Here is a 15,145-nt window from a genome sequence, read left to right as displayed (position 1 = left end):
GTAACTTTGCCTTTCATTTGATTAAGTAGCATGAATTTTCAAAATAGATTAATTATAGCCGTTGATTTTGATGGTACCATAGTGGAAGATGCTTATCCTAAAATAGGAAAAACGCGCATTTTTGCTTTTGAAACCTTAAAACGACTCCAAGAAGATGGGCATCGATTAATTCTTTGGACTTACAGATGTGGTGCTAAACTTGATGAAGCTGTTGAGTTCTGCAAAGAAAATGGCATTGAGTTCTATGCTGTAAACGCTAGCTTTCCTGAAGAAAAATACGATTACAGCAGAAGCCGTAAAATTCACGCAGACCTATTTATTGACGATAGAAACATTGGTGGTATTCTTGGTTGGGGAGAAGTGTATCAACTTATTACCAACGAAGAACCAAAAATTCCTGCACCCTCAAAAAAATGGTGGAAATTTTAAAGCTTACTTCTTATTTTATTATCTCAAAATAAGCTCTATCTATTGCTTCTCTATGATCAGGGTGAGCAATATCTACTAAAGCTTTTACTCTATTTTTAATCGTTTTACCAAATAAATTGGCAATACCATATTCTGTTACTACATAATGTACATGTGCTCTTGTTGTTACCACTCCTGCTCCTGGTTTTAATACTGGTACAATTCTGCTTATTCCGTTTTTAGTCACTGATGGCAGCGCAATAATAGCCTTACCTCCTTGACTTAACGAAGCACCTCGTATAAAATCCATTTGTCCTCCAACACCAGAATACATACTCGCGCCTATAGAATCTGCACAAACTTGACCTGTAACATCTACTTCTATAGCAGAATTTATAGCAACCATTTTTGGATTTTGTTTAATATATGCTGCATTGTTAGTATAATTTGATGCACGCATTTCTACAAACGGATTATCATCTACATAATCATATAAGCGTTTAGAGCCTATTAAAAACGTTGCTAATGAACGTCCACGATTAATCTTTTTATAATTCCCGTTTATAACATCATTTAAGATTAAATCAATGACTCCATCTGAAAACATTTCGGTATGTAAGCCTAAATCTTTATGATTTGTTAAACGTGTTAATACGGCGTTTGGAATAGAACCAATACCCATTTGTAATGTACTTCTATCTTCAACTAAGCCAGCCACATAATCTCCAATCTTACTTTCAATAGCGTTAGGTTCTGCCATATGATGCACAGGAAGTGCTTCATCTGACTCAACAAAATAATCAATTTCAGTCATATGAATAATTCCTGCTCCATGTGTTCTAGGCATTTGTGGATTTACTTGTGCAATAACACATTTTGCATTATCTATTGCTGCTAAAGAGGCTTCAACAGAAACACCCAATGAGCAATATCCATGACGATCTGGAACAGAAACTTGAATTAAAACGACATCTAAATCTAAAATGTGTTGTTGAAAAAGTCTTGGCAGTTCACTTAAAAAAACAGGAGTGTAAGAACCATTACCAGCTTTTAAAGTATGTCTTACATTTTTTCCAATAAAAAAAGAGTTAACGTGAAAGCTGTCTTTTAACTTAGGATCTGCATAAGGTGCCTCTCCTTCGGTATGCAAATGACATACTTCTACATTTCGTAACTCTTCATGCCTTGCAGACAATGCTTTCACAAGTGCCTGAGGAGCTGCTGCAGCTGCCTGAATATATACACGATCATTAGATTTTACAACTTTTAAAGCTTCTTCTGCGGTAACGGTTTTATACATGGCTGTTCAATTTTATATTGCAAACATATAATAGAAAGTTTATTTAGAAACTGTCATTTATCATGTTTTAAAAATATTTTAAAATTGTTATAATTACCTATCTTTGCCGCTCAATATTTTGAATCATGATTATAGTAAAAACGGCAGAAGAAATTGAATTAATGCGTCAAAGTGCGCTCATCGTATCTAAAACTTTAGGTATGTTGGCTAAAGAAGTTAAAGAAGGGGTTACCACCAACCACTTAGATGCAATTGCAGAAGAGTTTATTAGAGACCATGGTGCTTTGCCTGGCTTTAAAGGCCTTTACGACTGCCCTTCTACATTATTATGTAGTGTTAACGAAGCTGTAGTTCATGGTTTACCAACAGATATACCACTAAAAGATGGAGATATTGTATCTATAGATTGTGGCTCTTTTATGAATGGTTTTTATGGAGACCATGCTTATACTTTTGAAGTTGGCGATGTTGCTGAAGAGACTAAAAAACTCATTCAAATTACCAAAGAATCACTTTATAAAGGTATCGAACAATTAAAAATTGGCAATCGCGTTGGTGATGTAGGTTTTGCAATTCAACAATTTACGGAAGCAGAAGGTTATGGTGTGGTTAGAGAATTAGTTGGACATGGTTTAGGCAGAAAAATGCATGAAGATCCTGAAATGCCAAACTACGGAAAACGTGGTCGTGGTAAAAAGTTTATTGAAGGTATGGTTGTTGCCATTGAACCAATGATAAATTTAGGTACGCATAAAGTCAAACAATTGAGTGATGGTTGGACGATTGTGACTCAAGATGGAAAACCAAGTGTGCATTTTGAACACGATGTTGCTATTGTAGATGGGAAACCAGAAATACTTTCAACTTTTGGATATGTCCATGAAGCTTTAGGAATTACTTCTGATGAAGAGGATGCTTTTAGACAGAAGGCTTTAGAGCTTTAAATAATAATTATTATGAGTATTGAACACATAGAAAAAGAATTAATCGGTTTAAGAGCAGAACTCAATAATCATAAACTATATAGTGCTTTAACTTCTATCGAAGATGTAAAAATTTTTATGGGGCAACACGTGTTTGCCGTTTGGGATTTTATGTCTTTACTAAAAGCGCTTCAAAATCATCTAACAAACACATCAGTTCCTTGGAGTCCTATTCAAAATCCATCGACAGCGCGTTTTATAAATGAAATAGTACTTGGAGAAGAAAGTGATATCAACGAATTAGGTGAACCTAAAAGTCATTATGAAATGTATTTGGATGCGATGCACCAAATTAATGCAAGCACCACACAAATCGAGAATTTTGTATGTCATATTCAAAATGGTTTTTCTATAAAAAACACCGTTAATAAAGTTGAATTAAATACAGAAACTTTAAATTTCATTGACTATACGTTCCAAGTGATTGCAACAGACGAACCTCATAAAATAGCTTCGGCATTTACTTTTGGGCGTGAAGATGTTATTCCTGATATGTTTTTTCAAATTATAAATCAGTCTAAAACCAGTGACAATACCTATAGTAAATTAACTTACTATTTAAAACGTCATATTGAATTAGATGGTGATGAGCATGGTCCTTTGTCATTAAAAATGATTGAAGAGTTATGTGGTAATGATCAACAAAAATGGAATGATGTTTTAGAAGTTGCAAAAGAAGCTTTACAACATAGAATTGCACTTTGGGATGGTATTTATAATTTAATTTCTAGTCAGATAGAAGCGTAAATATTATTTTTATTTTCTGAATTAAGTAACGGTATTGTTTCTTATTATCACCAAATAGTTATTTCTCAGAGATACTTAGAGTTTTCACAGAGATTCACGGAGCGTTTTGAGTATAATTTTGATATTATGGTATACGATAAAATTACGGAAAATATTATTGGAGCAGCTATTGAGGTGCACAAAACACTTGGTCCTGGATTACTAGAATCCGCGTATCAAGAATGCTTATTTTATGAATTAAAAGCCTTAGGATATTCTGTTCAAAAAGAAGTTTCAAGACCTATCATTTATAAAGATATCATTTTAGACCACGGTTATAGAATTGATATATTATTAGAAAACAAAATAGTTATTGAGCTCAAAACAGTTGAAAAATTCACAGATGTTCATACAGCTCAAATACTGACTTACATGAAATTAGGAGATTATCCTATTGGACTATTATTCAATTTCAATACTAAACTTTTAAAAAACGGTATAAAACGATTCATAAACACATCTGAGTAAGCACTCCGTGAACCTCTGTGTCTCTCCGTGAATCTCTGCGTAACAATGAAAAAACTCTTCAAAATAATATTAAACACCATCCCAAGACCTTTACTCATAAGGTTAAGCTATGTAGCACGGCCTATTTTAGCTTTCTTTTTAAAAGGCAACACCTATACAGATCCTATTGATGGTAAAAGTTTCAAAACCTTTTTACCTTATGGCTACGGAAACCAACGCAACAATGTACTTTCGCCTTCAACTTTAAGCTTAGAACGTCACCGCTTATTATGGTTGTATCTTAATAATGAAACGGATTTCTTTTCACGAGATACTGAATCAAATTCTGCATTAAGCGTTCTCCACTTTGCACCAGAACAATGTTTTTTAAAACGTTTTAGAAGTCTTAAAAACTTAAAATATACCACAACAGATTTACTATCACCTATCGCAGATGTCAAAGCCGATATTTGCGACCTTCCTTTTGAAGATAACAGTTATGATGTGATTTTATGTAATCATGTATTAGAACATATTCCTGACGACACAAAGGCGATGCAAGAATTATATAGAGTGATGAAACCTGGTGGTTATGGTATTTTTCAAATTCCTCAAGATTTAAATCGGGCTAAAACTTTTGAAGATGATACGATAACAGATAAGGCTGAACGCGCTAAAATATTTGGACAATACGATCATGTACGTGTTTATGGTCGTGATTATTTTGATAAGCTACGTTCTATAGGTTTTAAAGTTGAAGAAGTCGATTATACAGCTTCACTTTCTGATGAGGATATTGAAAAATACTGCCTAGCGAAAGGTGAAATTATCCCTGTAGTTTACAAATAAAACAACGTACTAAAATGACACAATACATTATAATTGCAACTGGAGCTTTATTTGGCATGCTCGCCGTAATCTTTGGTGCTTTTGGAGCACATGCTTTAAAGAAAATTTTATCTACAGAGCAATTGCATAGCTTTGAAGTTGGTGTTAAATATCAAATGTATCACGCCATCGTATTATTAGCTTTAGGACTTAGCGCTACCAACTTAACCTCAGCAACATATTGGTGTTTTACAATCGGTATTATATTATTCTCTTTTAGTATTTACGGTTTGGTTTTATCTGATGCTAAAGGCAAAAAACTTCGATTTTTAGGACCTATGACTCCAATAGGTGGTTTACTTTTAGTTGCGGGCTGGTTGTTGGTATTGGTAAATACCTTATAACTACAGAACAATTGTATTAAAATAATTTCTGCTATATACTATACTTCTATCTGTTAACAGCCCAATACATCATTTATAATCTTCAGTACTATTATAGCATTCTTTTTCTTTGAGATTTTCAGAACAGAATGTTGAACTTAAGCATAATTGTTATACGTAAAATCAAGCTTCTATTGTGGAAAGTCATTTAACGATAAAGTCTCAAACTCTTTAGCTTCATTCTCAAAAATAATAAACACTTTTAATTCTGGGTGTCGCTCTGTAAATGCCTTTACTTTATCAATTCCCATGGCCTGAAATGCGGTAGCATAAGCATCGGCAGTCATACAATCTTCGGCTAATACAGAGACGCTTAAAATATTAGTTTTAGAAGGATATCCTGTTTTTGTATCTATGATATGTGCATAGCGATTACCGTTTTCATCTATTTTAAACTTACGATACGTTCCCGAAGTTGCCATGGCTTCTTCTTCTAAAGCAATGATTTTTGAATAGGTTTGTTCTTCATTAAAATTAGGATCATCAACACCTACTCTCCAAGGTGATTTTTTATCAAGGTTAAGACCTCTTACGCGTATTTCTCCTCCAATTTCAACCAGATAGTCGGTAACATTCTTACTTTCTAAAAATTCTCCAATAACATCGACTCCATACCCTTTTGCAATAGCATTAAAATCTATAAATGAATTAGAGTTTTTTATTAGTTTATTGTTTTTTAATCCCACTCTATTATAACCAACAGACTTCATTAAACTATCTATAGTCGTGCTATCTATATTAATTATTTTACCTTCTGGTCCAAAATCCCAAGCATTAACCACAGCTCCAATTGTAGGATCAAAAGCACCTTCGGTTGCTCTGTAAATTTTCTTTGCATTGTTAAAAACACGCGTAAAATGTTCATCTACTTCAATGATTTCTCCTTTATTAATTCGAGATATTTTTGAATCTGGAATATAGGTAGACATCGACTCATTAATTACAGCAAAAAGGCTATCAAACTGCGTTTTATAATTTGAATTATCTGTTGTATAATATTGAATATTATAGGCTGTACCAAACACAGGTCCGCTAATTTTAGTGCTTTTAGGCTCTTGATTACAAGAAGAAAGAATGACAATTAGAAATAGGTAAACTATTTTTTTCATAAACATGTAAATTGACTTAGACAGCAATGCCTGATAAAATTGAGACTGTATTAATTCAAATTCATTTCAATAACTTGAATCCCATTATACTCAATAAGGTATTCTTGATTTAAATAAATAGGCAAATCTTCTCCATCAGGATTCCCCAAACCAACTCCTGCATACAAGACTTTAGCATCTTTCTCGTAGGCATGCTTTTTAAAAGTCTCCATCCAAACGACATCATAATTGTTGGGGTTTTCTGGTAAAATCACAGCACGTACAACCACAAAATAATATTGTTTGTTTTTATCCATACAAACAAATTGCGGATGGCGTTTTAACTTGCTATTAATCGCAATAAATTCAAAACCACGCGCTTCTAAATCTTTGCCTACATGATTCATGGCAAGATTATGAACTTCTTGAGGTGTTAAAGGTTTACTCATAACAACAAAGATACAAAGTTGCTTATAAAACCATAATATCTTTCACTAAAGAAAAAATTCATGATGACATTTTTCAATAATATCGATATAGAAGTATACCACAAAAAACTAATCTATTTAAACACACATATTATGAAAGCGTCATACCTTTTTTACATCTTAGTAACTGCTGTACTTTTCTTCTCTTGTGATAGAAAACAAACAAATGAAAATGCAGAATTTAATTTTAAATCTGAAAATTATTCTGAGAACAACAATCAACAACAAAAATCTATTAGCAACAGACTAAAACCTCATAAAATTATGAGTCCGCAATTTGGAATGCCATTTGGTATTATACCTATTCCTCAGTCTTGGAATAAAAAAGATCAAAACCCAGAAAACATACTTTTTGAAAGTGCCAATGGTGTAAAAGTATATAATGAACAATATATATCATTTAGATATTATAATGATCCACAGAAAAATCAATTCGCTCAGCAAAATGGATCTAAGGTTCAGCCTTTAAAACCTTTAGAGCGTCTTATAAACGAAGACTTTATACCAAATTTAAAAAAGAAAGGCATTACTTTGGTTAAACAATATCCTTTACCACAATTAGCACAATCTGATAAGCGTATTGATAGCTATATGTTTAAAGCAACACCCGAAAACAAACAATACCAATGTATGGTCACAGAATGGAAAGATGATAAAGGGAATTTATCTATTGGTATTATACGTTATTTTGTAACACAGTATACAAGTATTGGAGGTATAGATTGGGGTTATACAATTAATACAATGGAAGCACCTCAAAACGTTTATCATAAAGCAAAGCAAGATGTTATATATGCTCTGGTTAACTTACAAATTAATCCGCAGTGGGTAAAAACAAACAATGAATACTATTCTAAAATGTCAGAGCGAAGTAATGCTGGACACCGAGCAAGGATGGCTGCTATTGAAGCTACTGGTAGAGCAATTAGACAAAATGCAAAAGCATATAGCGATATGGCAGACAGTAGTCATGAAAGTTGGAAAAGAAGAAGTGCAATGTCCGATCGAGGACACGCAGCTACTATAGATGGCATTTGGGAACGTAGAAATATGACTGATGAGTCAGGAAACATTTATAAAATTGATGGTTACAACAACAATGTTTGGATAAATGGCAACAACGAATATATTGGAGATGACAATCCTAATCACAATCCAAACATTAATACCGATACCAATAGCCAAAACTGGGAACGATTACAAAACTTAAACAAAAGCGACGACTAACCACTATAAATGAGAACTTTAACCAAAATGGTTGTAATCATCACATCTTTCATATATATTTATATTGTATATGCAAAAAGTCGATTTAACAACCAACCAAAAATCACTCAAACTGCCACTTGTTGAAGCTTTAAAAGCGAACGACCAATTGGCTTTAAAATCCTTGTACACCTTAAATTACCCAAAAATTGAGGCTTATATTTTAAAAAATAGTGGGACCAAAGATCAGGCTAAAGATATTTTTCAAGATGCTTTTATAACTGTTTGGAAGAATTTAAAGGATGATAAATTTAAAGCGCAAAACGACAGCTCCATACATGGCTATTTGTATACTATTTCTAAAAACAAATGGTTAGACTATTTACGTTCTAAACATCATAAGAAAACCATAGTCGCTTCAAAAATGAATCATTTTGAAGCTGCAGATACAAATTGTTCTAAAAATGATGATGACATTTTAAAAGAGAAACGATTAGAAGATGTAATGCTAGCATTTAAGAATTTAGGTGAAGCATGCAAAAGCTTACTTCGTAAGTTTTATTTCGAAAAAAAATCAATGAAATTAATCGCTGAAGAGTTAGCATTAGACTCAGCTTCAACTCGAAATAAAAAATATAGATGCATGCAAAAACTAAAAGAAATAGCCCTAAAAAAAAATAATTAATAGCAATGGACCTAAGTCATATAACACAAGAAGAATTTGAAAAGATTGAAGCCTATCTTAACAATCAACTCTCGAGTGCCGAATTGGTTGCATTTGAAAAATCTTTAAAAACAGATACCGATTTTAAAACTAAAGTAGACGATATAAAAACCGTTTTACAGGGTATTGAAACACAAGCCTTAAAAGAACAATTAAATGTTTTTCATGATGAGATTGCAAAAACTCCAAGCAATACTCAAGCCAAAAACACCAAAGTACATACTATAAATTGGAAACGCCTTTTAGTGGCAGCTGCTCTTATTATTGCTGCTGGTAGCATTTGGATTTTAAAAGACAATTCTAATGAGCATTTGTATGCCAAGTATTTTTCACCAGACCCAGGATTACCAACAATGATGAGTAGCACTGATAACTACGCATTTTATGATGCTATGGTAAATTACAAACAAGGTGATTATAAAACTGCCATTACTAAATGGGAAACATTGCAAAAAACAAAGCCAAACAATGATACTCTAAGTTACTTTATTGGAGTGGCATATTTGGCAAATAAGAATGAGAAAATTGCAATTCCTTTATTAGAAAAGGTTTCAAAAAACCCTGAATTTGCACTAGTAAATGATGCTTATTATTATTTGGGATTGGCTTATTTAAAAGCCGAAAACATAAAAAAAGCAAAAGCTAGTTTACAAAACTCAACTATTGATAATAGTAAAGCCCTTTTATCTGAGCTAAACGATTAACCTATTTTTTTTTAACTTATTGATTATGAAACGATTTTACAATTGTGCTAGACAAGTTATGCTCTTTAGTTCCCTATTAGGTGTAATGCAAATTGGTTTTGCGCAAAAAAACACTTCAATAAATACAAAACTAATTGATTCGCTACTATCAATAAAAGACTATAAAAAGGCCCATGTTACTTTAAATGCTCAAATAAACTATTTAAAAAACACAAAACAATACGATTCACTTTACCACTACCCTCTTTACATAGGACAGTTAGCTTTTGCAAAACAAGACGCTATAGAAGCAGCAAAAAAAGCTCAAAAATTTGTTGATCATTTAGCTACACTAACCTCAAATAAAAGAACATTATTCAAAGCTTACTTAAGCATGGATCAACTTTACCTGCATTTAGCTAATGATGCTAAATGTTTAGAAGCGTCTAAAAAAGCTTTGGAATACGCAAAATCCGTTACAGACATCAAACAAAAAGAATTAGGTGAAATAAACTATATCATTGGTAGTAATTATTATGCTTTGTACGATTTGAGTAATGCTTCAGTGTATTTTAAAGAATCGGCTTTGGCTTACGAAAAATCTAAAGACGTTAAAAAATATAAACTATCAGATTCTTATAATGGCATTGCAGTTTCCATGTGGACCTTGAATAAATTAGATAGTGCCGAAATATATTTTAATAAAGCTATAAAAACAGCCGAAGAAAGCGACCTTAAAGACTATGATAAATTGTATTACGTAAGTGCTTTTAAATTTAACCTTGCACTAGTACAAGATGATTCAGGAAATGTTAGTGATGCTATTAAAACAAAAAAAGCGATTATTAAAGACTTTCAAATGATCATTACTAATTCTAAGGATGAAGAATTAGTTACAAAAGCAGAACAACTACTGGCCTCTGCTTTTTCAAATTTGGCCGCTTTTTATAATGATATAGGTTTTATTACTAAAGCTTACGACATGCTTAAATATGCTTATGAAAAAAAGCAATTGGTATATGAACCTACTAATCCTAGATTGGTTACCAATATAAGTCAAATAGCTACTGCCGAAATTGAACTCAGAGATTTAGACAAAGGCATAGAAACCGTTAACAAAGGATTAAAAAAACTCAAAAGCTTTTCTAGCGACTATCATGCTGTAGAAGCAGAACTCTTACAATTAAAAGCGAGAGCTTATGCCGAAAAAGGAGATGCTATAACCGCAACTAAAATATACGAAGAAAGTGAAGCGCTTTACAATAAAGCTTATCCTACTGAATACAGTAGAGCATACCTTATACTATTACGAGATTATGCCTTATTTCTAGCGGCAAATAATCAAAAAGAAAAAGCTATTGCAATGGCGCTTAAATCATACAATTATACTTTTAAAAATGGTGGCGATAACAACTTTCCATTACTAAAGGAAATTGTTACACTATCAAACGTATATTTTGATGTCGGCGATTATAAAATGGCATACGAATGGGCAGAAAAAGGAAACACTTATCTTAAAAATAAAATCAAAACAGCATCATCTGCTATGGATTCGCTTCAAATCGAATTCAAAAAACCTTCAATATTACTACTAGAAGCCAAATCTATTTATCATTTATCAGAAGAAAAGAATGAAAAATTCCTTCTTCAATTAACCAATACGCTTAACCAGGCTATTACTATTTTAGAAAAACGAAAAGCTACTATTTTTAGTTCCGAAGATATTTACGCATTACTATCTGAAAGTAAAATCATTTCAAATTTCTCCAAAAAACTTTATTTAGAGCTTTACGAATTAACCAAAAAACCTAAATACCTCAACAATATTATAGAATTACATGAAGCTAATATTTATAACAATATTAGAACACGTTTAAATTTAAAACACGACGTTAATTTTGCCAATATCCCTCAATCTATTTTTAAACGTGAGAAGAAATTAAAAACATCATTATCTGAAAGTCTATCAGAAAACAATGCAAAAATTGATTCCTTTTTTAAAGCTGAAAAATCTTGGGAAATATTTTTGGACACACTCAAAACAACCTATCCAGAATATTATCAAATGCGTTATGCTAAAATTGAAGCAGATCTTGATAATCTACAATCTAAAATACCAAAGCAAACTACAGTCGTCCGCTATTTAAAGATTAATAATATGCTACATGCATTTGTTGCCTCTGAAACGGAAATCCACTTAACAAAATTAGAGAGTAAAAATATATCAACACAGATTACGTCTTTAAATAGCAAAACAACGCAACAACTCTCAGAAATAGACACTACCCTTTACCAATTATACAATGCACTATGGAAGCCTTTAGAAGATCTCATAAAAAGTAAAAATGTGATTATCATTCCCGATGGAGAACTTTTCAACCTTAGCTTTGAAATGCTAACTCCAAACAAGATTAATTCTTTTAAAGACTTAGCTACAAATTGCTTACTAGCAAAACACAGCATATCGTACAATTATAGCCTCTTACTATTAGACAAACAGAGAAACACAATAGATTACACTAATGATTTCATAGCCTTTGCTCCAGAGTTTAATGATGAAATGAAAGAAGCCTATAGAATTAAAATAACAGATTCAATAGCTTTTGACAAGACTTATCTAACACTTTTATCACAACCTTTTACTGCTGAAATAGCAAAAAAACATTCAAAATTATTTAATGGCACTTCTTTTTTAAATGAAAATGCCTCAAAGCAAATATTCACTAAACAGGCAAAAGAGCATAAAATAATTCATATTGGAACTCATGCCGAGTCTAATAATGTATCACCAGAACTATCGCGACTTATCTTTGCTAAAAACGTTACAGATGAAGATAATTCGCTATATACTTATGAAATTTACAATCAAAATCTAGCTTCTAATTTAGCGATACTAACAGCTTGCGAAACAGGAAAACCAACCTATCAAGCAGGAGAAGGTATGATTTCTCTAGCACATGCCTTTAATTATGCTGGTAGCGAAAGCATTTTAACCAGCCTTTGGAAAATTGACGAACAATCTAGTGCTATAATTATTGAAAATTTTTACGGTTATCTAAAAAAAGGCCTACCAAAAGATGAAGCTTTACAAAAAGCGAAATTAGATTATATAGGAATGGCAAAAGGCAGAACAATTTCTCCACAATATTGGGCAGGCCTAGTGCTTATTGGTGATACAAGTCCTATTGACTTAAAATCTAGTTCTAATTTAATATTTTGGTTACTAATTACCCTAACATTAGCCATTCTAATAGCTGTAATTTTAAAAAAAAGAAGACGTAAATAAATAGAAAAGGGCATATCACTTTAGCTCATATTTTCAAATATTTTACAACTGATTAAATTGAATCAACCTTAAATAGTGATAGGAACACAAATTTTGTTTTTAGTGTTTTTTTATGATGACATTTTGTGTAATAAACGATGTACAAGTAAATAATCAATAAAAATAAAGTATATGAAAAATTATGTCTATTTATTTTTACTTGCCTTTCTTTTAATCAGCTGATCCTCTGAAGAAGACAGTAATACCCCAAATAACATTGAGCCAGGACCTTTCTCAGTTACAATATAACTGAGTCTAAAAATTAAGTTTTCCTATATTGTGTTAGTCTTCAAATAAAGGAAAACTTAATTCTATTTAAATCGTACAAATTTAGAATTCCCAAATGTATAATTTGAAACCGAAATCACAGTATCATCTTCTAATTGATACCATGGAGATAGCGTTGAATCTTCTAAATTTTTAACCAAATGTACACTTTGCGCTGGTGTATTACCTTGAAACAATAAGAATAACTTTTCACCACTTTCATTTATAACCTCATCTGCAATCATAACAATATGACCAGGTGAACCTCCTTTAATAAGCATATCACCAATTTTTAAATCTTTGGCTGCAACAGCTTCCAACTCATTATAAAGTGATAAGGTTCCTGAATACATATAAATTAAATTCAAGTATTTATAGAAGTTGTCTTTTGATGTATTAACCCTTGCCGTTTTATGAAATGAGACTTTATTACCATTAATTTTAGGCCTATACCCTTCTGCATATTTGGTCCAAGAACAATAATGGCCTGAGGTAAAATTGAAACCTATTTCATCTTTTCTGTTGTTATCCCAAAGGTATTCGCTTCTAATTCTAATTAAAGCATCGGCACATTGTTGCAATCCGTTTTTTGGTACGGGAACTTCTAAAATTCCGATATGACCTCCTTGCCAAAAATAATGGGTATCATCGTAGTTGATAATTTCACTTCCAAACGGTTTTAGTTTGTAGTTTCTAAGATAGTCTTGAAAACTTCCTTTTTTATAAGCTACACGTTTATAGCCTTCGGGTAAATTTACTCGAGAAGCAATGGTTAAACTATCTCTATTAACAAGGCTTGGAGTTTCGATACTAGATGTAACTATAGTAACCGCTTTTTTTACAGGTTGAAACTGAAAGGCTAAAACAGCAAGCGATGCCAATACAAAAAGGATAAGTATAACTTTCTTCATACCTAACCTAACGCAAAAGTTATGACTTTTGGTGTGTTGAACTTTGAATTACAACTCAACAATTGGAAAGAATCCAATGCAGAACTTTAGAAGAAGGACAACAAAAATCGCAAGACCTCATAAACGTATTACAAACTGATTATGACATTAAAAAATAACAAAAATTTCAGATGACTTGAAATCACATTAAAAAGAATATATTATAACAAATATGCTATCTCATAAGCTGAAAACAGCAATAGCTAATCCTAATGAAATTCCTATCTTGCTTGCAAATCAACTAAATGAAAAACAAAAATGTTTTTAAACTCGCTTTCCTTATTGCAATCGGTCTTTCGAGCTGTAAAAACAAAAATCCATTACCAGACCCTTTAGAAGCGGGTTGGAAAGGCAATGCTGTCTGCGAGGTGTTAGAAGATAATAAAGAACTTAGAGTCCTTAAATGCACGTTTGAACCCGGTGTAGGACATGAAAAACACTATCACAATCCACATGTTGGTTATACCTTAATAGGAGGTAAATTTAGAATTACAGATCATACAGGGACTCGAGAAGTAAATGTTCCAACTGGTTATACATTCAGTAAAGATTCTATAACCTCACATGAGGTTTTAAACATTGGAGAAACAACCTCTGTTTATTTGATAATGGAGTATAAATAAAAGCTTCTAACGAATAGAAATCATTACGTTTTCAAAGTCATTTCATTTTTTTGTATCTTTTTATTTTAAAACAAAAAATCATTGCGCTATGAAAACCTCAGTTCGTTTTGACAATGCAATTAATAAATTATATCTAGCATTTCATAATAAGACTTTAAATCCTGACGATTTTAAGCAATGTGCAGTTGGTAATATTCTAGATAAAAAAGATAGCTGGAAACATTTAACAGACATCCATGGTTCAACCAAATTGAATTACGTAGGCTTAGTGCATCAAAATTTAGGTCGACGATTTAATGGCTATTTAGCTATTGAATTATTACAAATTGAAAATGCTTTCCTTATGGGATGTGGATATAATTTATCTGAGCAAAAGCGTTTATACAGACCTCGTCACATCAACGAAACTATTTTATTTAATGGTTTATGCAATGTTGTTACCGAACTATGTAGATTAGATAAGATAAATGATGTTATGGATTGTTCAGTGTTATTTAATTATAACAGTGATAAGCTCAATACGGAATTGGTATAAACATAACATTATAAAAATAAAGAAAGCCAACTCAAAATGAGTTGGCTTTTTTTATATGATA

Annotated in this window: 16 protein-coding genes; 12 read left to right on the top strand and 4 right to left on the bottom strand. The window is 31.9% G+C overall.

Annotated features, from left to right (window positions below):
* The first annotated feature begins 30 nt into the window (after positions 1–30).
* Positions 31–429 (top strand): BT0820 family HAD-type phosphatase, encoded by a 399-nt coding sequence (locus ABD730_RS02115; RefSeq protein WP_334467550.1) that lies wholly within the window; start codon positions 31–33, stop codon positions 427–429.
* A 10-nt stretch (positions 430–439) separates the two neighbouring features.
* Here the strand turns inward: ABD730_RS02115 and ABD730_RS02110 are convergent, their stop codons facing one another.
* A complete protein-coding gene (locus ABD730_RS02110) occupies positions 440–1,708 on the bottom strand; it encodes an acetyl-CoA hydrolase/transferase family protein (protein WP_344712214.1) in 1,269 nt (422 codons plus the stop codon).
* Positions 1,709–1,833: 125 nt separating this feature from the next.
* Here ABD730_RS02110 and map point away from each other — a divergent pair, with 125 nt between their 5' ends.
* From map to ABD730_RS02085, 5 genes are all read left to right on the top strand, one after another.
* Positions 1,834–2,652 (top strand): type I methionyl aminopeptidase, encoded by an 819-nt coding sequence (gene map, locus ABD730_RS02105; RefSeq protein ID WP_334467552.1) that lies wholly within the window; start codon positions 1,834–1,836, stop codon positions 2,650–2,652.
* Between the two features lie 12 nt (positions 2,653–2,664).
* The gene (locus ABD730_RS02100) at positions 2,665–3,438 is read left to right on the top strand and encodes a DUF3050 domain-containing protein (protein WP_334467553.1); all 774 of its coding nucleotides are present in this window, start codon (positions 2,665–2,667) and stop codon (positions 3,436–3,438) included.
* A 126-nt stretch (positions 3,439–3,564) separates the two neighbouring features.
* A complete protein-coding gene (locus ABD730_RS02095; RefSeq protein ID WP_334467555.1) occupies positions 3,565–3,945 on the top strand; it encodes a GxxExxY protein in 381 nt (126 codons plus the stop codon).
* Between the two features lie 45 nt (positions 3,946–3,990).
* Positions 3,991–4,773, top strand: a complete 783-nt coding sequence (locus tag ABD730_RS02090; RefSeq protein WP_344712211.1) for a class I SAM-dependent methyltransferase — start codon at positions 3,991–3,993, stop codon at positions 4,771–4,773.
* 14 nt (positions 4,774–4,787) lie between these two features.
* A complete protein-coding gene (locus ABD730_RS02085; RefSeq protein WP_344712209.1) occupies positions 4,788–5,156 on the top strand; it encodes a DUF423 domain-containing protein in 369 nt (122 codons plus the stop codon).
* Positions 5,157–5,326: 170 nt separating this feature from the next.
* On the opposite strand, the gene ABD730_RS02080 is transcribed toward ABD730_RS02085, so the two are convergent.
* Both ABD730_RS02080 and ABD730_RS02075 read right to left on the bottom strand, forming a co-directional pair.
* Complete coding sequence (locus ABD730_RS02080; RefSeq protein ID WP_344712207.1) at positions 5,327–6,304, bottom strand: FAD:protein FMN transferase; 978 nt, start codon at positions 6,302–6,304, stop codon at positions 5,327–5,329.
* 50 nt (positions 6,305–6,354) lie between these two features.
* The gene (locus ABD730_RS02075) at positions 6,355–6,732 is read right to left on the bottom strand and encodes a Na(+)-translocating NADH-quinone reductase subunit F (RefSeq protein WP_334467560.1); all 378 of its coding nucleotides are present in this window, start codon (positions 6,730–6,732) and stop codon (positions 6,355–6,357) included.
* A gap of 132 nt (positions 6,733–6,864) precedes the next feature.
* Here ABD730_RS02075 and ABD730_RS02070 point away from each other — a divergent pair, with 132 nt between their 5' ends.
* From ABD730_RS02070 to ABD730_RS02055, 4 genes are all read left to right on the top strand, one after another.
* Positions 6,865–7,998 (top strand): hypothetical protein, encoded by a 1,134-nt coding sequence (locus ABD730_RS02070; protein ID WP_344712205.1) that lies wholly within the window; start codon positions 6,865–6,867, stop codon positions 7,996–7,998.
* A 70-nt stretch (positions 7,999–8,068) separates the two neighbouring features.
* Complete coding sequence (locus ABD730_RS02065; protein ID WP_344712203.1) at positions 8,069–8,662, top strand: RNA polymerase sigma factor; 594 nt, start codon at positions 8,069–8,071, stop codon at positions 8,660–8,662.
* 5 nt (positions 8,663–8,667) lie between these two features.
* Complete coding sequence (locus tag ABD730_RS02060; protein ID WP_344712201.1) at positions 8,668–9,405, top strand: tetratricopeptide repeat protein; 738 nt, start codon at positions 8,668–8,670, stop codon at positions 9,403–9,405.
* A gap of 25 nt (positions 9,406–9,430) precedes the next feature.
* Entirely contained in the window at positions 9,431–12,670 is a 3,240-nt protein-coding gene (locus tag ABD730_RS02055) for a CHAT domain-containing protein (RefSeq protein ID WP_344712199.1), read from the top strand.
* Positions 12,671–13,020: 350 nt separating this feature from the next.
* On the opposite strand, the gene ABD730_RS02050 is transcribed toward ABD730_RS02055, so the two are convergent.
* Entirely contained in the window at positions 13,021–13,887 is an 867-nt protein-coding gene (locus ABD730_RS02050) for a DUF4846 domain-containing protein (protein ID WP_344712197.1), read from the bottom strand.
* Positions 13,888–14,171: 284 nt separating this feature from the next.
* Here ABD730_RS02050 and ABD730_RS02045 point away from each other — a divergent pair, with 284 nt between their 5' ends.
* The gene (locus ABD730_RS02045) at positions 14,172–14,549 is read left to right on the top strand and encodes a cupin domain-containing protein (RefSeq protein WP_334467571.1); all 378 of its coding nucleotides are present in this window, start codon (positions 14,172–14,174) and stop codon (positions 14,547–14,549) included.
* A gap of 88 nt (positions 14,550–14,637) precedes the next feature.
* Positions 14,638–15,084, top strand: coding sequence for a Na(+)-translocating NADH-quinone reductase subunit F (locus ABD730_RS02040; protein WP_344712195.1), 447 nt, complete (start codon positions 14,638–14,640; stop codon positions 15,082–15,084).
* The last annotated feature ends 61 nt before the right edge of the window (positions 15,085–15,145 follow it).

The organism is Winogradskyella damuponensis (assembly GCF_039538385.1).
GTDB lineage: Bacteria > Bacteroidota > Bacteroidia > Flavobacteriales > Flavobacteriaceae > Winogradskyella > Winogradskyella damuponensis.
The sequence above is the reverse complement of the archived record's forward strand: the minus strand, read 5'-3'. Positions and strand labels throughout refer to the sequence as shown.

Bases quoted from the DNA above. Each gene is read 5' to 3' on its own strand.
- ABD730_RS02075 (WP_334467560.1), bottom strand. From the start codon at position 6,732: ATGAGTAAACCTTTAACACCTCAAGAAGTTCATAATCTTGCCATGAAT.
- ABD730_RS02085 (WP_344712209.1), top strand. From the start codon at position 4,788: ATGACACAATACATTATAATTGCAACTGGAGCTTTATTTGGCATGCTC.
- ABD730_RS02040 (WP_344712195.1), top strand. From the start codon at position 14,638: ATGAAAACCTCAGTTCGTTTTGACAATGCAATTAATAAATTATATCTA.
- ABD730_RS02055 (WP_344712199.1), top strand. From the start codon at position 9,431: ATGAAACGATTTTACAATTGTGCTAGACAAGTTATGCTCTTTAGTTCC.
- ABD730_RS02070 (WP_344712205.1), top strand. From the start codon at position 6,865: ATGAAAGCGTCATACCTTTTTTACATCTTAGTAACTGCTGTACTTTTC.
- ABD730_RS02095 (WP_334467555.1), top strand. From the start codon at position 3,565: ATGGTATACGATAAAATTACGGAAAATATTATTGGAGCAGCTATTGAG.
- ABD730_RS02065 (WP_344712203.1), top strand. From the start codon at position 8,069: ATGCAAAAAGTCGATTTAACAACCAACCAAAAATCACTCAAACTGCCA.
- ABD730_RS02080 (WP_344712207.1), bottom strand. From the start codon at position 6,304: ATGAAAAAAATAGTTTACCTATTTCTAATTGTCATTCTTTCTTCTTGT.
- map (WP_334467552.1), top strand. From the start codon at position 1,834: ATGATTATAGTAAAAACGGCAGAAGAAATTGAATTAATGCGTCAAAGT.
- ABD730_RS02060 (WP_344712201.1), top strand. From the start codon at position 8,668: ATGGACCTAAGTCATATAACACAAGAAGAATTTGAAAAGATTGAAGCC.
- ABD730_RS02115 (WP_334467550.1), top strand. From the start codon at position 31: ATGAATTTTCAAAATAGATTAATTATAGCCGTTGATTTTGATGGTACC.
- ABD730_RS02045 (WP_334467571.1), top strand. From the start codon at position 14,172: ATGAAAAACAAAAATGTTTTTAAACTCGCTTTCCTTATTGCAATCGGT.
- ABD730_RS02090 (WP_344712211.1), top strand. From the start codon at position 3,991: ATGAAAAAACTCTTCAAAATAATATTAAACACCATCCCAAGACCTTTA.
- ABD730_RS02110 (WP_344712214.1), bottom strand. From the start codon at position 1,708: ATGTATAAAACCGTTACCGCAGAAGAAGCTTTAAAAGTTGTAAAATCT.
- ABD730_RS02100 (WP_334467553.1), top strand. From the start codon at position 2,665: ATGAGTATTGAACACATAGAAAAAGAATTAATCGGTTTAAGAGCAGAA.
- ABD730_RS02050 (WP_344712197.1), bottom strand. From the start codon at position 13,887: ATGAAGAAAGTTATACTTATCCTTTTTGTATTGGCATCGCTTGCTGTT.